Raw genomic sequence first — 18,556 nt, forward strand, 5'->3', positions numbered from 1 at the left:
TCCGCAGCATCCGGCGCGGCGCCGCGCGCGAGGCCGTGCTCGACCGACTTGAGCAGCTTCTGCAGCGCGATCGGCTTCTCGAGGAAGTCGAGCGCGCCGATCTTGGTCGCCTCGACGGCGGTGTCGATCGTCGCGTGCCCGGACATCATGATCACCGGCATGGTGAGTTGCCCGTGGCTCGCCCACTCCTTCAACAACGTGACGCCGTCGGTATCGGGCATCCAGATGTCGAGCAGCACGAGATCGGGCGCCTGACGCTGGCGATACTCGCGCGCGGCCTGCGCGTTTTCCGCCACTTCGACGACATGTCCTTCGTCGGCGAGGATTTCCGAGAGCAATTCCCGGATGCCCATTTCATCATCTACCACCAGGATGGTTGCCATTTACGCTGCCCTTGTCTGCACTGTTGCTTTTGTCTTGGCGGGTGCCGTTCCGCTGTTCGCTCCGCCCTCGGAGCCCGTCGTGTCGTCGGCGAGTTGCAGGAAGAGGATGGAGACCTGCGCACCCTCGACGACTTCACCCTGCATGCGGTTGCGCAGATCGATCCGCGCACCGTGTTCGTCGACGATCTTCTTCACCGTCGCGAGCCCCAGCCCGGTGCCCTTGGCCTTCGTCGTGACGTAAGGCTCGAAGGCGCGCGTGAGGATGCGCGCCGGGAAACCGGGACCGTTGTCGGAAACGGTCAAGCGCACCGCGATGCGCTTGGTCCCGTCCGCATCGGGGTCGCCATATTCTACTGCCCTAGTTTCGAGCCACACACGTGGTTGCGCGACTTCGCCCACCGAATCCTGCGCGTTCTGCAGCAGGTTGTGGATCACCTGGCGCAATTGCGTGGCGTCGCCGCGAATCACCGGCAGCGGGCCCTGCTCGACCACGATCATGTTCTTGCCTTCGCCCACACCGTACAGCGTCAGCACCTCGCTGACGAGTTCGTTCAGCTGCAGGTTGCCGAGCACGGCCGGTGGCGTACGCGCGTAGTCGCGGAAATCGTCGACCATGCGCTTCATCGCCGCGACCTGGTTGACGATGGTGGTCGCGCCGCGCTTGAGCACCTCGGCGTCGTTCGGCGCGAGCTTGTCGGCCAGCTTCATCTGCAGGCGCTCGGCCGAGAGCTGGATCGGCGTGAGCGGATTCTTGATCTCGTGCGCAAGGCGCCGCGCCACCTCGCCCCAGGCCACCGAGCGCTGCGCGGAGATCACGTCGGAGATGTCGTCGAACACCACCACGTAGCCGGAAGTCTGCGGATCGGCGGCCTCGCTGGCCAGCGCGGACGCAAGACGCGTGCCGCGTACCAGCAGCGTGAGCGGATCGGTTTCGCCGGGCACCACCACCGCGAACTGCTGCTGCCAGTGGCCGCGATCCTCGGCGCCGCCCTGGCCGGCCGCCTCGCGATCGGCGAAGGCCTTGCGCACCATCGCGCCGAATTCGGCCACCGCCGCGATCTGGTCGAGCACGGTGCCGGTCTGCGACTGGAACGGCTGGCGGAAGATGCGCTCGGCGCCGCGGTTGGCGATGCTCAGGCGGAACTGCCGGTCGAGCACGAACACGCCGGCGGTCAGGTTGGCGAGGATGCTTTCGAGATAGGCCTTCGAATATTCGAGCGCGACGCGGTTGCGCTCCACCGCCAGGCGCGCCTCGGAAAGCTGGCGCGTCATGGCGTTGAAGGACTGGGTCAGGAAGCCGAGCTCGTCGCGCGTCTTCAGCTCGCGCTTGGGCGTGTAGTCGCCCTCGGCCACTTCCTTGGTGCCCTGCGCCAGCAGGAACAGCGGCCGCGCCAGCTGGTTGCCGAGCGCCAGCGCGATCATCATCGCGATGAAGGTGGCCAGGAACAGCGCGAGCGTGAGCGTGCCGATGTACATCTTGCGCAACCCGCTGCGGCCCAGCGACTTCTCCTGGTACTCGCGATAGGCGCGCTGCACCGCATCGGCATTGCGCGCCAGGGTGGGCGACACCGGCTGGGTCAGCTGCAGGTAGCGCTCGGCCGGCTGCAGCAGGGCCGTGGACGAATCGGGGATGCGCTGCACCACGCGCAAGCGCAGCGCGCCCTTCGATCCGCGCGCGCGCGGATCGCCGTCCACCTCGCCCTCGATCGCCGCGTAGCCGCCGTGCTCGCGCGCCTGGCCCAGCATCAGCGGGGTCGGCATGTCGTCGGGAATCAGCGCCGCGAAGTTGCCCGAGGCCTGCGCCACGATATGCAGGTCGGGCGCCGCGCCCGCACTGCCGTGGCCCGGCTCGACGATGGTGGCGTCCTGCACGCCGAACTGGTCGCGCAGGCGCAGCAGGGTGAGGGTGGTGCCGTTGGTGTTGGTATCGGCGCTGGCGAGCTGCTCCGACATCAGCCGCGCCTTGCTGCGCAGGTCCGACAGCGAGGCGTCGAGCGTGTCGCGGCCGAGGTTGAGGCCGGCCGTCAGCGCGGTCTCGACGTTGACGTCGAACCAGGACTCGATGCTGCGCGACACGAACTGGTAGGACACGATATAGATGATGCCGCCCGGCACCACCCCGACCAGGGCGAAGAACACCGCCAGCTTGGCCAGCAGGCGCGTGCCGAACTTGCCCTTGCGCAGCCGCACCACGATCATGCCGACCAGGCCCATCACCACCAGCAGGAACACCAGCGCGACCAGGATGTTCGCGGTGTAGAGCCAGGAATAGTAGCGGTCGAAGAATTCGGTGTTGGCGCTGGCCGCCGCGAGCAGCACCAGCAGCAGCAAGGCGGTGACCGCGACCGTCGAGACGATCACGCGCACCAGCAGGCTCTTGCCGAAGAAGCGGCGCAGGCTATTTCGCACGATCGGCCACCGTGAAGGTGAAGCGCTTCCACTCCGAGACCAGGGTCCAGTCGCGGTTGTTGACCGCGTCGACCTGGAACGGCTTGGGCATCAGCGCGGTGTCGAGCTGCATGCGCACCGAGGCCGTGTAGGTCTCGCCGGGAATCACCTGGGCGCGGTCGATCACATGCCAGGAGGTCACGTGCTGGACCACCGCGAGCGCGTCCTTGAGGGTCGGGAAGCCGAGCTGCAAGCCGCCCGTCGAGACGCGATATTCGCGCGTGAGCGGCTGGAACGACAGGCGGATGGTCTGCGAGACCGACACCGGCTGCTCGTCGAACCAGTACCAGCGCGCGCGGCTCAGCTCGAAGTCGGTGGTGAAGTAGAGCGGGATGCCCTTGTTGACGGCGTCCTCGAGGTTGGCATTCAGCTCGAACTCGAAGCGCGCGTCGAGCGCCCAGCCGCTACCGTCCGATTGCAGCGAGGCGCGCTGCACGTTGATCGGATCGGCATGGGCCGGCGCGACGACGGCGAGGCACAGCGTGATCGCGACCAGCAGCGCGGCCGCGAACCGAAGTGGAAGGAGGCGTGAGATCGTCACCGTTTCTGAAAGCGCGCGTAGAAGAATCCGTCGTGGTCGGCCTGCCGCGCGGCCTCGTCGTGACCGGCATCGCCAGGCAGCCGGCTCGCGGCGACCCGCGGCAGCAGTTGCCCGGGCGCGTCCAATCGTACCGCATCTTGAACCGCGTCTTCAAACCAGCGCGCCTGTTGCTCGCCTTCCTCGGGGAAGATCGAGCAGGTCACGTAGAGCAATTCGCCGCCCGGCTTCAGCAGCGGCCACAACGCCAGCAGGATGCGGCGCTGCTCGGCTACCAGCGCCGCGATGTCGGCCTCGCGGCGCAGCCAGCGGATGTCGGGATGGCGCCGCACGATGCCCGAGGCCGAGCAGGGCACGTCGGCCAGGATCCGGTCGAAAGCGCGGCCGTCGTGCCAGGCTTCGGGTGCGCCGGCATCGCCCACGCGCACCTCGGCGGCCAGCTTCAGGCGCGCCAGGTTCTCGCCGATGCGCTCGGCGCGCGTCGCGTCGCTCTCCAGTGCCACCACCTCGACATCGGCCAGTTCGAGCAGATGGCCGGTCTTGCCGCCCGGCGCCGCGCAGGCGTCGAGCACGCGCATTCCGTCGCGCGCGCCCAGCCACTCGGCGGCCAGTTGCGCGCCCGCGTCCTGCACCGAGACCACGCCGTCGGCGAAGCCGGGAATCCGGTCCACCGGCAGCGGCGAAGCCAGCCGCACCGCGTGGCGGCCGACCGCGTCGGCCTCGATGCCGTGTTCGCGCAGCGTGGCCAGATAGGCGTCGACATCGGCATGCCGCGCGTTCACGCGCAGCGTCAGCGGGCCGGGCCGCTCGGCGGCCGCGAGGATCGATTGCCAGTGTTCCGGCCAGGCGCGCTCGACCGCGTCGATCCACCAGCCGCGATAGTTCCAGCGCGCGCCGCGATCGGCCTGCCATTGCGCGGCGAACGTCTCGCGCTCGCGCAGGAAACGGCGCAGCACCGCGTTGACGAGCCCCTTCGCGAAGGCGAACTCGCGCCGCGCGCCGACCGCCGTGACCGCCTGGTCGACCACCGTGAACGGCGTATAGGCCGCCTCGGCTTCGTCGTCGAGCAGCAGCGCCAGCGCGCAGGCCAGCAGCGCGCGCACGTGCTCGGGCGGGGCCTTGCTGACCAGCGTGCCGACCAGCCATTCGGCGGTGCCGAGCCGGCGCATGGCGCGATAGGCGATGTCCTGGATCGCGCCGCGCGAGAGCGGCTGCGCGGCGGCCGGCTGGGCGGCCTGCACCGCCGCCAGCGCGGCGGGCAGCGCCGAGCCTTGCGAGACCGCCGTGATCGCGCGTGCGGCGCCGTCCAGCGCGTAGCCGAGCGAGTCGGGCGGCAGGTGCAGCGCCGACAGGCGCGGCGCGGAAGGCCGCTGGCTGGACGGGCTGGGGCGTGACGAACGGGAAGGACGGGCGGAACGGGGCTGGGTCATCGGGTACGGGAGCTGGCGGGCCGGCTTGGCGCGGGCCGCGCTCCGGACGAGCACGGCATCAAACGACGCATTGTAGCGCGCCGCCCGCGCGCTCCCGCCAGGGGATGCGTCACCTGCCACCCGCCGCACGTCGGCCAGCCGGCGCGCGGCCGGCTCCCGGGGGCGATCAGTAGCGGTAGGTCACCACGCTCATGCCGAACCAACTGTTCTTGCTCTGCACGATCGGGCTGTTGCTCGAGGAGCCGAACAGGCGCGTGAGGCCGCCGGTGGTGGTGATCGACCAGCGCTGCGAGAGCGAATGAGTCCAGGCCGCCGACACGGTCGCGCGATCGAAACCGCCCTTGGTCGAGTAGGCCGCGAACCGGCTGCTCGCCGCCTGCGCGGCGCTGACGCCGAAGAAGGTCTGGTTGTAGCGGCCGCTGCCGGCGTGCAGGCTGCTGGTCACGCTGACGCTGTCGGCCGCGCTCTGGAACACCGGCACCTCGAGGTCGAGATGGCCGCTCACGCCGCGCGAGGTGTGGTTGAGCGGCTGGTCGAGCGTCACGCTCACGGTCGACACGCCGAACACGCGCGCGCCGGCCTTCAGCGACAGCAGCAACGAGCCGGGGATGTTGCCCATGCCCTTCAGGTAGTCGGAGCCGTTGCGGTCGAAGCGGTTCTCGTCGGCGCGGCCGTCGTCGTAGGAGAGCGCCGCGGAGACGAACAGGCCGTTCGAGAAATCGCGGCGGTAGCCGGCGCCGTCCATGCCGAGGAAGAAGCCGTTGTCGAAGCGGGCCGAAATCATCGGCGCCAGGATGGGCCGGTAGTCGCGGCTGCCGAGGTAGCGCGAGCTCACGCCGCCGCCCAGCGAGAACAGGTAGACGTTTTCCGCGTGGGCGGCGGAGAAGCAGGCGAGGCCCAGCAAGGGCAGGCATCGATGGAGCAGACGTAGGCGCACGGCGGGATCCCCCGGTTGGTGAAGAGGCCGCCGCAGTCTAGGGAGCGCGGTGATTCGCGTCTGTCTCGAATTAATGCGGATTTGTGTGGGACTGTGGGGAAGTGTCGGGGTGTGTCGCGTGGGGGTGACAGGGAAGGCTCGGGCGGCGCAACGCTGGGCGTCACGCCTGGCCGTGGCTTGAGAATCTGGTGAACAAGGGAAGCGGAGCCGATGCGATGACGGCGGAAGCGGCAGCCGTCATGCCAATGAAACGCCGCCACGCAGGCAAGCTGCATGGCGGCAAACGCGACGGCACATCAGGATGACTTACTCGAAGCGCCCCGTTCGCGCCATCTCCATCAGGCGCGCGATGCGCTCCTCGGTGGCCGGGTGAGTGCTGAACAGGTTCTGCAGTCCGCCACCCGCCAGCGGATTCATGATCATCATCTGCGCGGTGGCCGGGTGCGCCTCGGCCGTCGCGAAGGGGATGCCGGCGGCATAGCGATGGATCTTGTCGAGCGCGGTGGCGAGCGCCTGCGGATCGCCCGAGATCTGCGCGCCGCCGCGGTCGGCCTCGAATTCGCGGGCGCGCGAGATCGCCATCTGGATCAGCGCGCCGGCGATCGGCGCGAGCAGCGCCACCGCGATGCCGGCGATCGGGTTGCTCGGGCGGCCGTTCTCGTCGCGCCCGCCGAAGAACATCGCGAAGTTCGCGAGCGCCGAGATCGCGCCGGCCATGGTGGCCGAGATGGTCGAGATCAGGATGTCGCGATGCTTGACGTGGGCCAGCTCGTGCGCCATCACCCCGCGCATCTCGCGTTCGGACAGCACGCGCAGGATGCCGGTGGTCGCGGCCACCGCCGCATGCTCGGGGTCGCGCCCGGTGGCGAACGCGTTCGGCGCGGCCTCGTCGATCAGGTAGACGCGCGGCATCGGCAGATTCGCGCGCGTGGCCAGCTCGCGCACCATGCGATAGAACTGCGGCGCGGTGCTCTCGTCGACTTCCTGCGCGTTGTACATGCGCAGCACCATCTTGTCCGAGTACCAGTACGAGAAGAAATTCATGGCGAGCGCGAACAGCAGCGCGATCATCATGCCGCGCGAGCCGCCGATCATCCCGCCGATCACGATGAACAGGGCCGTGATCGCGGCCATCAGCATCGCCGTCTTGACCCAATTGAACATAGTCCACTCCTTGAGACCGTAACCACACTCGGCGGCATCCCAGTCGTGCCGCCAAGCGATTGTAAGCGAATCGTTAGATAAGGGCGTGTCGGAAAAATTCAATATCTCGAAATGACGAAACGCGTGAGTGACAGAACGCGTATCGACACCGCCTCAGCGCTGGGTCGCCGCAGCCAGCCGCAGGCCGAGGCCCACGAAGGCGCTGCCGACCAGGCGGTCGAGCCAGGTCTTCAGCGCGCCGTTGCCGGCGAAGCGCCGCGTGACGGTGCCGGCCACCCAGGCCACCACCAGGCTCCAGATCAGGCCCTGCAACACGAACACGCCGCCCAGCGCGAGGAACGCGAGGGTCTTGTGCGCGCTGTCGGCCGCCACGAATTGCGGGAAGAACGAGATGAAGAACAGCACCACCTTCGGGTTCAGCACGTTGGTGGTGACGCCCTGCACGAACAGTTGGCGCAGGGGGCGCGCCGGACCGGCGGCAGCCGGTGCTTCGGAAGACGCCGGCGTCGCGGCGGGCCGCGACAGCACCAGCTTCACGCCGAGATAGATCAGGTAGGCGGCGCCCGCGTACTTGACGGCCGTGAAGGCCAGCGGCGAAGCGGCGATCAGCGCGGTCAGGCCGAACGCGCAGGCCAGCGTGTGGACGCCACAGCCGGCCGCGATCCCGAACGCCGAGACGATGCCGGCGCTGCGACCCTGCGCGACGCTGCGGCCGACGATATAGGCGGTGTCGGGGCCGGGCGTGACGTTCAGCAGGAACACGGCCAGCACGAAGAAACCGAAATGGGTGATGCCAAGCATGGGGGACCTTCGAAACCGCGGCGGGGACAGCAGGCATTCTACGCGTCTCGTCGCGCGGGCGGCAGCGCTTGGGGCGGAACCTCGGCGGCGGCATTCGCGGCGATCGCGACGCCGCGCGGCGAGGCGGCACCGGAGCGGATCGCACGCCGCCCGAAGCGCCGCGCAATCGCCGCCGGCTTCAGCCCCGCCCGCCGCTCAGGCCGGCTCGGGCAAGGCGAAACGCTGGCCGGCGGCGAGCGGCGCGCCGGCCAGGAACTCACGCGCGGGCAGCCGCTTGCCGCCCGGTTTCTGCAACTGCGTGACGCGCAGCGTACCGCTGCCGCAGGCGATCAGCACGCCTTCGGCGCCAGCTTCGACGATGGTGCCGGGCTCGGCCGCGCCGCGCGCGGCCACCGCCTCGGCGGCCCACAGCTTCAGCACGCTGCCGTCGAGCGTGCCCGCGCCGCCCGGGAACGGATCGAAGGCGCGGATGCGCCGCGCCAGCACCTCGGCCGGCTCGCGCCAGTCGAGCGCGGCCTCGTGCTTGCCGATCTTCTCGGCATAGGTGATGCCCTCGGCCGGCTGCGGCGTGGCGGCGAGCTTGCCCTCGCGCTCGAGCTTCACCAGCGCCTCGACGATCAACTGCGCGCCGAGCGTCGCGAGCTTGTCGTGCAGCGACGCGGTGGTGTCATCCCCGGCGATCGCCACGCGCGCCTCCGAGATCATCGCGCCGGTATCGAGCCCCGCATCCATCTGCATCAGCGTGACGCCGGTCTCGGCGTCGCCGGCCTCGATCGAGCGGTGGATCGGCGCGGCGCCGCGCCAGCGCGGCAGCAGCGAGGCATGGATGTTGATGCAGCCGTGGCGCGGGATGTCGAGCACTTCCTGCGGCAGCAGCAGCCCGTAGGCGGCCACCACCATCACGTCGTGCGGCGTGGCGTTCAGCGTGTCGAGCGCGGCGCCCGCCTCGGCCGGGAACTTGCCGTTGCGGCGCAGCGAGGGCGGCTGCGCGACCGGCAGGCCGTGTTCGAGCGCGTACTGCTTGACCGCGCTGGCCTGCAGCTTCATGCCGCGCCCGGCGGGTCGGTCGGGCTGGGTCAGCACCAGCGGCACCGGGAAGCCGGCTTGATGGATCGCGGCCAGCGCGGCCGCGGCGAATTCCGGCGTGCCGGCGAAGATGACGCGCAACGAATGGCTCATGGAGGATCGGTCCGTCACGCGCGTCACATCGCGCGTTCGAGTTTCTTCATCTTGCTCTTGATGCGGTTCTGCTTGAGCGGCGAGAGGTACTGGACGAACACGCGGCCCATCAGGTGATCCATCTCGTGCTGGATGCAGACCGCCAGCAGCCCCTCGCACTCGAGCTCGAAGGGCTGGCCGTCGCGGCCCAGCGCGCGCACGCGCACCTGGTCGGGCCGCTCGACCTCGTCGTAGACGCCCGGCACCGACAGGCAGCCTTCCTCGTAGACCTGCTTGCCGTCGCTGGACCAGACGATCTCGGGATTGATGAAGACCTGCAGCGCGTTCTTGTCCTCGGAGGTGTCGATCACGATCACGCGCTCGTGCACGTCCACCTGGGTGGCGGCCAGGCCGATGCCGGGCGCGGCGTACATGGTCTCGGCCATGTCGTCGACCAGCTTGCGGATGCGATTGTCGACCACGTCGACGGGCTTGGCCACCTTGTGCAGCCGTTTGTCGGGGTAATGCAGGATGTTCAGAAGCGCCATGATGTTTCGATTCGGAAAGCGGTTGGGGCGGGCGGACCGGCCATTCGGCCGACTGGCCGCGCCGTCGCGATAGCCGGAAGATGAGGCTGCAATCGCGCGATATCCAGCGCGCAGCCCAACGCGGCGGGCCGGTGCGCGCGATCGTTCGTTTTATTTCGAATGGCGAAAATTCTAGCATGGCGGCTTGCGCGTCGCAGGCCGTGGGCCGGGCGGGGCCGATGAGCGCGGCCGTGCCCGCGCGCGCGACGCTGCTTGCCTGGTTGCATCTGGCATCGGTGCCGGGCCTGCCCGCCGCGGCCTGCGAGGCGCTGCTGCGCGCCTTCGATTCGATCGAGGCGCTGTTCGGCGCCGATCATGCGCGGCTCGCGGCGCTGGTTGGGCCGGCCGCCGCGCGTATCGTGCTGGGGCCGCGCGGCGCGGGCTGCGAGGCGGCCGCCGATGCCGTGCTCGACTGGCTCGCCACGCCGCTCGCCCGCCTGCTCACACGCCACGATCCCGCCTACCCGCCGCGCATCGCGATGCTCTACGATCCGCCGCCGCTGCTATATGTAAGAGGCGACCCCGCCTGGCTGCAAGCGCGCGCGGTGGCGATGGTCGGCAGCCGGCTCGCCACGCCGCAGGGCCGGGCCGATGCCGCCTATTTCGCGCGCCGCTTCGCCGACGCCGGGCTGGCGGTGGTGTCGGGGCTCGCGCGCGGCATCGACGCTGCCGCGCATCGCGGCGCGCTGGAGGGCGCGGCCGGCACCGTCGCGGTGGTCGGCACGGGGCTCGATCGCGTCTACCCTGCCGCGCATCGGCAACTCGCCCGGCAGATCGCCGAGCACGGCGCGCTGCTGTCCGAATGGCCGCTCGGCACGCCGGCGCGCGCCGCCAACTTCCCGCAGCGCAATCGCCTGATCGCGGCGCTCTGCGAGGGCGTGCTGGTGGTCGAGGCGGCGCCGCGCTCGGGCTCGCTGATCACCGCGCGCCTGGCCAACGAGCTGGGCCGCGACGTGTTCGCGATCCCCGGCTCGATCCATGCCCCGCTCTCGCGCGGCTGCCATGCCCTGATCCGCGACGGCGCGACGCTGGTCGAGACGCCGGCCGACGTGCTGGTGGAGCTCGGCATCGCGGCGGTCGACGTCGATACGATGGCCCGTGAAGCCGAAGCGGCAGGCACTCGCTCCGCCGCGAAGCGCAGCCGCCATGCCGAAGCTCACGATTGCGCCACCCGCGATCCAGCCCATTCGCGAGACCGCCCGGATCTGGAATGCACCGACGAAGACGCATCGCCCCGCCACCTCGACGGCGGCGCCGATCACCTCACGCCGGCCGGCGGTGCCGCCCGGCAAGGCGCCCCCTTACCGCCCGAGGCGCTGGCGCTGCTCGACGCGCTCGGCCACGGCCCCGTGCCGGTCGACCTGCTGGCCGTGCGCGCCGGCATCGCCGCCGACGCCCTGCCGCACCTGCTGCTGCGGCTGGAACTGGCCGGCCGCGTGGCGAGCCTGCCCGGCGACCGCTACCAGCGGCTCGACACGCCCGCCGCCGCACCCGCCACGCCCCCGGCGCATGCCGTGCTACATTCCGGCGATGCGGGGCAACCCGCGCCACCGCCATCCAGCAAGGAACCGTGATGCCCGCGCTGAATCTCGATACCGACGCCGATCGGATCGCCGAGCGCCTCCGTGATCCCGACGCGCTGCTCGTCGCCTGCCTGTGCGCCGAATGGTGCGGCACCTGCCGCGACTACGACGACACCTTCGAGCGGCTCGCCGCCGCCCATCCCGAGGCCTGCTTCGTGTGGATCGACATCGAGACCCATGCCGACCGCCTCGACGATTTCGACGTCGAGAACTTCCCGACCATCCTGATCGAGGACGCCCACGCGGTGCGCTTCTTCGGCACGGTGCTGCCGCACGCGGGCATCGTCGAGCGGATGCTGAGCGATCTGAGCGCGATTCCCGGCGTGACCCACGCGCCGAAACTGCGCAACCTGCTTGACGTCGCCGTCTGACCCCGAAGTCGACATGCCGGCCTGCCGCGATCGCTCATACCGCCGAGGCCCGCGCCACACGGCGCTTCGGCAGGCTTGCCGGCGCTTCGGCCCCCACTTATGATGGGCCGCTTTTTACACGAGCCGGGTGACGACCCGGCGCCGTGTGCTATAAAGCCGACGTAAAAGGGCCGTCAGACGGCCATCCGGTCTATCCAACCCACTCGAGTCATGTCCAAAGCACTGATCATTGCGGAAAAGCCCTCTGTCGCGAACGATATCGCGCGCGCCCTGGGCGGCTTTACCAAGCATGACGAATACTTCGAAAGCGACGACTTCGTCCTGTCGTCCGCGGTCGGCCACCTGCTCGAAATCGCCGCGCCCGAGGAATACGAGGTCAAGCGCGGCAAATGGAGTTTCGCGCATCTGCCCGTCATCCCCCCGCATTTCGACCTCAACCCGATCGCAAAAAGCGAATCGCGGCTCAAGGTGCTGACCAAGCTGATCAAGCGCAAGGACATCGACCGCCTCATCAACGCATGTGACGCGGGGCGCGAGGGCGAGCTGATCTTCCGCCTGATCGCGCAGCATGCGAAGGCCAAGCAGCCGGTCCAGCGCCTCTGGCTCCAGTCGATGACGCCGGCCGCGATCCGCGACGGTTTCGCCAAGCTGCGCAGCGACGCCGACATGCAGCCGCTGGCCGACGCCGCCCGCTGCCGCTCGGAAGCCGACTGGCTGGTCGGCATCAACGGCACGCGCGCGATGACCGCCTTCAACAGCAAGGGCGGCGGCTTCTTCCTGACCACCGTCGGGCGCGTGCAAACGCCGACGCTGTCGATCGTGGTGGAGCGCGAGGAGAAGATCCGGCGCTTCGTGCCGCGCGACTACTGGGAAGTGCGCGCCGAATTCGTCTGCGCCGGCGGCTTCTACGAAGGCCGCTGGTACGACCCGAAATTCAAGCGCGACGAGCACGATCCCGAGAAGCGCGATTCGCGCCTGTGGGCGCTGCCGGCGGCCGAAACCATCGTGGCGGCCTGCCGCGGCCAGATCGGCGTGGTCAGCGAGGAATCCAAGCCCTCGACCCAGCTCTCGCCGCTGCTCTACGACCTGACCAGCCTGCAGCGCGAGGCGAACAGCCGTTTCGGCTTCTCCGCCAAGAACACGCTGGGCCTGGCCCAGGCGCTGTATGAAAAGCACAAGGTGCTGACCTACCCGCGTACCGACGCGCGCGCGCTGCCCGAGGACTACCTCGGCACCGTCATGCAGACCATGGAGATGCTCAAGGAGAGCAACAACTACCTGCCGCACGCCAAGCAGGTGCTCGACAAGGGCTGGGTCAAGCCGAACAAGCGGATCTTCGACAACGCCAAGATCAGCGACCACTTCGCCATCATCCCGACCCTGCAGGCGCCCAAGGCCCTGTCCGAGCCGGAGCAGAAGCTCTACGACCTGGTGGTCAAGCGCTTCCTGGCGGTGTTCTTCCCGGCGGCCGAGTACAAGGTCACCACCCGCATCACCGAGGTGGCCGGCCATCACTTCAAGACCGAGGGCAAGGTGCTGGTCGAGCCGGGCTGGCTGCAGGTCTATGGCCGCGACGCCGAAGGCGCCGACGCCAACCTGGTGCCGGTGCAGAAGGACGAGAAGGTCAAGACCGACAAGGTCGCCGCCCACCAGTTGGTGACCAAGCCGCCCGCGCGCTACTCGGAAGCCACCCTGCTGTCGGCGATGGAAGGCGCCGGCAAGCTGGTCGAGGACGACGAGCTGCGCGAGGCGATGGCCGCCAAGGGGCTCGGCACGCCGGCCACGCGCGCGGCCATCATCGAAGGCCTGCTCGGCGAGAAATACCTGATCCGCGAAGGCCGCGAGCTGATCCCGACCGCCAAGGCGTTCCAGCTCACCACCCTGCTGCGCGGCCTCGGCGTGAAGGAATTGACCGCGCCCGAGCTGACCGGCGAATGGGAATACAAGCTCTCGCAGATGGAACGCGGCAACCTGCCTCGCGATACCTTCATGCAGGAAATCGCGCGGATGACGCAGACCATCGTCAAGCGCGCCAAGGAATACGATTCGGACACGATCCCGGGCGACTACGCGACGCTCCAGACGCCGTGCCCGAATTGCGGCGGCCAGGTGAAGGAGAACTACCGGCGCTTCGCCTGCACCAAGTGCGAGTTCTCGATCTCCAAGATCCCGGGCAGCCGCCAGTTCGAGATCCCCGAGGTCGAGGAGCTGCTGCAGAAGAAGGAAATCGGCCCGCTGTCGGGCTTCCGCAGCAAGATGGGCCGGCCGTTCTCGGCGATCCTCAAGCTGTCCTTCGACGACGAGACCAAGAACTACAAGCTCGAGTTCGATTTCGGCCAGGACCAGGGCGGCGAGGATGGCGAGGCGCCCGACTTCTCGGCGCAGGAGCCGGTGGGCGCCTGCCCGAAGTGCGGTGGGCGCGTGTTCGAGCACGGCATGAGCTATGTCTGCGAGAACTCGGTGGCCAACCCGAAGACCTGCGACTTCCGCTCCGGCAAGGTGATCCTGCAGCAGGAGATCGCCCGCGAGCAGATGGCCAAGCTGCTGTCGGACGGCCGCACCGACCTGCTGCCGAACTTCAAGTCCTCGCGCACCGGCCGCAACTTCAAGGCCTTCCTGGTCAAGCAGCCCGACGGCAAGATCGGCTTCGAGTTCGAGAAGAAGGAGCCGAAGCCGGGCGCCGCCGCCAAGAAGACCGCGGCGAAGAAGACCGCCGCGGCCGCCAACGAGGACGGCGCCGGTTCGGATGCGGCCGAAGCCGCCGTGCCGGCCAAGAAGACCGCCGCCGCGAAGAAGGCGCCGGCCGCCAAGAAAACGGCTGCGGCCAAGAAGGCGCCGGCTCGCAAGACCGGTTCGTGACGAGGTAGCGCGGGGCGGCCCTTCGTGGGCTGCGCCGCGCCGTCTCGGGCGAAGCGATCCGCAAGACGCAAAAAGCGCGCTGTCCTCACGGACAGCGCGCTTTTTTGTGTTCGGCGCCTACGGCTTAGAGCGGCGTCGGCGCGGTCACGCGCTGGCGATTCTTCGGCAGCGGCGCCGGCATCGACGGGCCGGCCGGGCGCGAGCTGCCTTGCGGCGCTGCAGCCAGGTCAGACTGCGACGGCGGCTGCAGGCCGCTGCCGGCCCACTGCTCGCCGAGCGCCGTTTCCGGCGAATGGCTGAAGTGTTCGACCAGGTGATCGATGAAGGTGCGGACCTTGGCCGGCAGGTGGCGACGGCTCGGGTACGCAACGTTGATCTCGACCTGGGGCAGGCGATAGTCGGGCAGCAGGCGCACCAGCTTGCCGCGTGCCGTGTCGCCGCCGATCAGGTAGCTCGGCAGCATCGCGATGCCCATGCCGAGCAGCGCGAACTGGCGCAGCATCTCGGTATTGTTGGCGACGATCACATTGGTCGGCCGCACCCGCACTTCGCCGTCCGGCCCCGTGAACACACGCTCGTCGCCCCAGTATTCGGAGGGCAGGCTCAGCGAGGGGTGCTCCATCAGGTGCTCGGGATGGGTCGGCACGCCATGCTGCTCCAGGTAGGCGGGCGTCGCGCAGACCGTCATGCAGCCGGTGGTCAGGCGCCGCGTGACGATGCTGGCGCTGCGCATCTGCCGCGCGATCACCACGCCGACGTCGAAGCCTTCCTCGACCAGGTCGACCTGGCGGTCAACGAGGGTCAGGTCGGGAATCACCTTGGGATAGCGCTGGGTGTAGGTCTGCAGCACCGGCGCGAGGTTGTGCAGGCCGAACACGACCGGCGCGACGATGCGCAGCGTGCCGACCGGCTCATGATTGCGCGCCACCACCATCTGCTCGACGTCCTCGAGCTCGTCGAGGATCTGGCGGGCACGTTCCAGATAGACCTGACCGGATTCGGTCAGGGAAAGGCTGCGCGTGGTCCGGTTCAGCAGGCGCGTGCCGAGCCGACCTTCGAGGTCCGCGACATGGCGCGTGGCCACGGCGTTCGAGATATCCATCGCACTGGCCGCTCGCGCGAAGCTGCCCAGATCCGCCACCTTGACGAACACTCGCATCGACTGCAAATGATCCATAACCACTCCCGCCGCTGTGCATTACAGCTTCAAAATTGTGTAGCAAATGCGTAATTCTCCTACGACAGCGGATTTGGTGCAGAGTTGCCGTCAGAGTGTGGGAAATCCACAAAAAATGTTCGCCCCAACCTGGGCTTACGCCAGGATTCATCTAATTATTCTGATCATAGAAACAATAGGCTCCAAATACGCCCATTCTCTACGCCAGCTCAACGGTGGCCGGCATTGCGTCCGATCAGCGATCGACGCGATGGCGCCGGGTGCCCCGTAACAAGCTGTTAAAAAGCGATACACCTGCGCCGCCGCCGTCATAAGATCATGGCGGCCCCGCCGTGCGGGCCGCCGGCGCGCCTTGTCGCCCGGTGCTTTCCGTCTTTCGTGCCGCTTCCGAACCCTTCATGAAAATAGCCATCCTCGACGACTATCAGGACGCCGTCCGCAAACTCAACTGTTTCGAGTTGCTCGCCGACCACGAGGTTAAGGTCTTCAACAATAGCGTGCGCGGGCTCGGCCAGCTCGCGAGCCGCCTCGCCGAAATCGAGGCCCTGGTCCTGATTCGCGAACGTACGCATATCACCTCGCAACTGCTGGCAAAGCTGCCGCATCTTCGCATGATCAGCCAGACCGGCAAGGCTTCCAGCCATATCGACATGGCCGCCTGCACCGAGCGCGGCATCGCCGTGCTGGAGGGCACCGGCTCGCCGGTGGCGCCGGCCGAGCTGACCTGGGCGCTGATCATGGCCGCCCAGCGCCGCATCCCGCAGTATGTCGCCAACCTCAAGCAGGGTGCCTGGCAACAATCGGGCCTGAAGACCTCGGCGATGCCGCCCAACTTCGGCCTCGGCCAGGTGCTGCGCGGCCAGACGCTCGGCATCTGGGGCTACGGCAAGATCGGCCAGATGGTGGCCGGCTACGGCAAGGCCTTCGGCATGAAGGTGCTGGTCTGGGGGCGTGAGCATTCGATCGAGCGCGCGCGCGCCGACGGCCACGACACGGCGGCCAGCCGCGAGGCCTTCTTCGAGGAAGCCGATATCCTCACCCTGCATCTGCGCCTGAACGACGAGACGCGCGGCATCGTCAAGCAGGACGACCTGATGCGCATGAAGCCGACCTCGCTGCTGGTGAACACCAGCCGCGCCGAGCTGCTCGAGGACAGCGCGCTGGTCAATGCGCTTGCCTACAACCGGCCGGGCATGGTCGCCATCGACGTGTTCGAGAGCGAGCCGATCCTGCAGGGCTACAGCCTGCTGCGCATGGAAAACGTGATCTGCACGCCGCATATCGGCTATGTCGAGCGCGAGAGCTACGAGCTGTATTTCGGCGCCGCGTTCCGCAATATCCTCGCCTTCGATTCGGGCGACATGTCGAGCGTGGCGAACCCCGACGCGCTGGTCGGCGGGCGCAGCCGGCGCGCCTGAGCGCCGCCGGGCAAAGGCATGGCGGCGCCTTGCGCGCCGCCGCCCGTCTCTATCTTTCCGCCGACCGAAGCCTCAGGACGCGACGCTTTCGCGCCGCGCCTGCGCAGCTTCCGTTCCCATCGCGGCGACGAATTCCTCGCCGTCGCGGCGGCCGAGATCGTAGGCGTGCTGCATCTGGCCGGGGCTCGTGTAGTCCCAGCTCGAGATCGGCACCTTGGCCGAAGGCTGCACGTAGAGGCGCGTCTGCTCGCCGTGCGCGACCGTGAAGCGCTGCGGACGCGGATAGCGCCGCGTCACCATCACCAGCACCCTGCCCGGCGTGGGATCGAGCGCGCCGACCGGCACGTTGTCGACCATCCCGCCATCCAGCACCGGCCGCCCCGCGCGACGCAGCACCGGCGTGAACGGCGGCGTGCACGAGGACTGCAGGATCAGGTCGGCCAGCTCGTCGACATGGGCGCAATCCTGGGCGCGCACGAACTCCGGGCGAAAGCCGAGCGACTGGCCGAGCGTGGGATGCAGCGTCTTGCGGATGTATTTCTCGATGTTGTAGGCGATCAGGCCCGCCGCCACCGCGCTGCGCGCGCCGAGCCAGCGCGGCACGTGCGATACGCCGATGCGGATTTCCGGCGCGTCGGCCAGCTGGGTGAAGCGCTCGCCGTAGATATCGACCAGCGCCTGCCGATAGATCCGGTAATGCGGGAACACCGGCTTGCCGCGCAGCAGGTTGCCCCAGTAGGCGTTCCTGGTGTTGCCGCGCAGGGCGTCCAGGTAATAGCGCATCACCCATTGCGAGTCGCTCGTATAGAGCATGCAGGCCGTGGCCGCGCCGGCCGAGATGCCGGTGATCACGCGCGGACGGATGCCCAGCGCCGGTTGCGCGACGTCCCAGAAACCCGCCTGCCACCAGCAGCGGTTGCCGCCGCCGGCGAATACGACCTGGTCGAACATGGACTGACTCTCTTTCTCTCTTCGTTTGTGTGGCTGGATTGCCGTGCCGCGGCTCAGTTGACGAGCGCGTAGGTGGAAGTGGCATGCACCGCCATCCGCCCTTCGTCGTCGAGCACCTCGATCTCGCCGAACACGAGGTTGCGGCCCATGCGCAGCACGCGCGCCGTGACCAGCAGGTCGCCGCAGCGGACCGCGCGCATGAAGCTGGTGTTCAGCGCGACGGTGGTCATCGGCCGGAATTCGCCGAGCTTCACCGAGATCGCGGCGAGCATCGCCGTGTCGGCCGCGGCCATGAACACCTGGCCGCAGATCACACCGCCCGAATGCCGCAACTCGCCCGAGAACGGCAGGCGCAGCGTCACCGCCTCGTCCGATACGGCCACCGGCACCAGCCCGAGCGAGCGCACCCAAGGCGCAAGCAGCCGATCGAGCAGTTCGCGAACCGCGTTCTCGTCCATCGTGGAATCCTCGGCAGGGCCGCGCGAATGCCGCACGGCGGATGTGGGCGTCATCATACCGGGAGCGTCGAGGGCTCGACGTTTCGTGCGCCGAGGAAGGCCTCGGGATGGGGTGGAGAACTTTTTGAAGAAAAAAGCGAGAAAGGGCTAGACACGGGGCAGAAGCTCGTGCATAATCTTTTTTCTGTTGGGGGCGTTAGCTCAGTTGGTAGAGCAGCGGACTCTTAATCCGTAGGTCGAGTGTTCGAGTCACTCACGCCCCACCAGGAATTCTCGACAAAAAGCCCAGCCTT

14 protein-coding genes, 1 tRNA gene and 2 pseudogenes are annotated in these 18,556 nt (G+C 68.5%); 5 read left to right on the plus strand and 12 right to left on the minus strand.

Annotated features, from left to right (window positions below; translation table 11 throughout):
* The 9 genes and pseudogenes from esaR to def form a co-directional block, all read right to left on the minus strand.
* A pseudogene (esaR, locus tag F3J10_RS08435) lies at positions 1-383 on the minus strand (response regulator transcription factor EsaR); the annotation flags it as partial.
* A complete protein-coding gene (esaS, locus tag F3J10_RS08440; protein WP_166915948.1) occupies positions 384-2,792 on the minus strand; it encodes a sensor histidine kinase EsaS in 2,409 nt (802 codons plus the stop codon).
* Entirely contained in the window at positions 2,782-3,372 is a 591-nt protein-coding gene (locus tag F3J10_RS08445; protein WP_013699743.1) for a DUF4390 domain-containing protein, read from the minus strand. Before F3J10_RS08445 ends, esaS begins: the two co-directional genes overlap by 11 nt.
* A complete protein-coding gene (rsmB, locus tag F3J10_RS08450) occupies positions 3,369-4,799 on the minus strand; it encodes a 16S rRNA (cytosine(967)-C(5))-methyltransferase RsmB (protein WP_167241876.1) in 1,431 nt (476 codons plus the stop codon). Before rsmB ends, F3J10_RS08445 begins: the two co-directional genes overlap by 4 nt.
* A 166-nt stretch (positions 4,800-4,965) precedes the next feature.
* Entirely contained in the window at positions 4,966-5,709 is a 744-nt protein-coding gene (locus F3J10_RS08455) for a MipA/OmpV family protein (RefSeq protein WP_167241897.1), read from the minus strand.
* Between the two features lie 333 nt (positions 5,710-6,042).
* A complete protein-coding gene (gene htpX / locus F3J10_RS08460) occupies positions 6,043-6,900 on the minus strand; it encodes a zinc metalloprotease HtpX (RefSeq protein ID WP_013699748.1) in 858 nt (285 codons plus the stop codon).
* A 153-nt stretch (positions 6,901-7,053) separates the two neighbouring features.
* Positions 7,054-7,701 carry a LysE family translocator gene (locus F3J10_RS08465; RefSeq protein ID WP_025097233.1) on the minus strand — a complete coding sequence of 216 codons (648 nt, stop codon included), beginning with the start codon at positions 7,699-7,701 and terminating at the stop codon, positions 7,054-7,056.
* Between the two features lie 195 nt (positions 7,702-7,896).
* A complete protein-coding gene (gene fmt, locus F3J10_RS08470; RefSeq protein ID WP_025097234.1) occupies positions 7,897-8,880 on the minus strand; it encodes a methionyl-tRNA formyltransferase in 984 nt (327 codons plus the stop codon).
* A gap of 23 nt (positions 8,881-8,903) precedes the next feature.
* Positions 8,904-9,407 (minus strand): peptide deformylase, encoded by a 504-nt coding sequence (gene def / locus F3J10_RS08475; RefSeq protein ID WP_167241877.1) that lies wholly within the window; start codon positions 9,405-9,407, stop codon positions 8,904-8,906.
* 218 nt (positions 9,408-9,625) lie between these two features.
* Between def and dprA the strand changes: the two genes are divergently transcribed.
* The 3 genes from dprA to F3J10_RS08490 all read left to right on the plus strand — a co-directional run bounded on the left by dprA (position 9,626) and on the right by F3J10_RS08490 (position 14,259).
* Positions 9,626-11,020: a DNA-processing protein DprA gene (dprA, locus tag F3J10_RS08480; protein ID WP_167241898.1), complete on the plus strand. Its 1,395-nt coding sequence runs from the start codon at positions 9,626-9,628 to the stop codon at positions 11,018-11,020.
* Positions 11,020-11,400: a thioredoxin family protein gene (locus F3J10_RS08485; protein ID WP_025097236.1), complete on the plus strand. Its 381-nt coding sequence runs from the start codon at positions 11,020-11,022 to the stop codon at positions 11,398-11,400. The genes dprA and F3J10_RS08485 overlap by 1 nt, the downstream gene beginning before the upstream one ends.
* Positions 11,401-11,610: 210 nt before the next feature.
* Positions 11,611-14,259: a DNA topoisomerase III gene (locus F3J10_RS08490; protein WP_025097237.1), complete on the plus strand. Its 2,649-nt coding sequence runs from the start codon at positions 11,611-11,613 to the stop codon at positions 14,257-14,259.
* A gap of 259 nt (positions 14,260-14,518) precedes the next feature.
* Here F3J10_RS08490 and F3J10_RS08495 read toward each other — a convergent pair.
* A pseudogene (locus F3J10_RS08495) lies at positions 14,519-15,436 on the minus strand (LysR family transcriptional regulator); the annotation flags it as partial.
* 398 nt (positions 15,437-15,834) lie between these two features.
* Here F3J10_RS08495 and F3J10_RS08500 point away from each other — a divergent pair.
* The gene (locus F3J10_RS08500; protein ID WP_025097239.1) at positions 15,835-16,854 is read left to right on the plus strand and encodes a D-2-hydroxyacid dehydrogenase family protein; all 1,020 of its coding nucleotides are present in this window, start codon (positions 15,835-15,837) and stop codon (positions 16,852-16,854) included.
* Between the two features lie 72 nt (positions 16,855-16,926).
* Here the strand turns inward: F3J10_RS08500 and F3J10_RS08505 are convergent, their stop codons facing one another.
* On the minus strand, positions 16,927-17,805 hold the full coding sequence (locus tag F3J10_RS08505; RefSeq protein WP_167233298.1) for a patatin-like phospholipase family protein: 879 nt from the start codon (positions 17,803-17,805) through the stop codon (positions 16,927-16,929).
* A gap of 53 nt (positions 17,806-17,858) precedes the next feature.
* Positions 17,859-18,263, minus strand: a complete 405-nt coding sequence (locus tag F3J10_RS08510) for a PaaI family thioesterase (RefSeq protein WP_013699758.1) — start codon at positions 18,261-18,263, stop codon at positions 17,859-17,861.
* A 190-nt stretch (positions 18,264-18,453) separates the two neighbouring features.
* Between F3J10_RS08510 and F3J10_RS08515 the strand changes: the two genes are divergently transcribed.
* Positions 18,454-18,529, plus strand: a tRNA-Lys gene (locus F3J10_RS08515).
* Positions 18,530-18,556: the final 27 nt, after the last annotated feature.

The organism is Burkholderia sp. Cy-637, from assembly GCF_011753175.1.
GTDB classification, from domain to species: Bacteria; Pseudomonadota; Gammaproteobacteria; order Burkholderiales; family Burkholderiaceae; genus Burkholderia; species Burkholderia gladioli.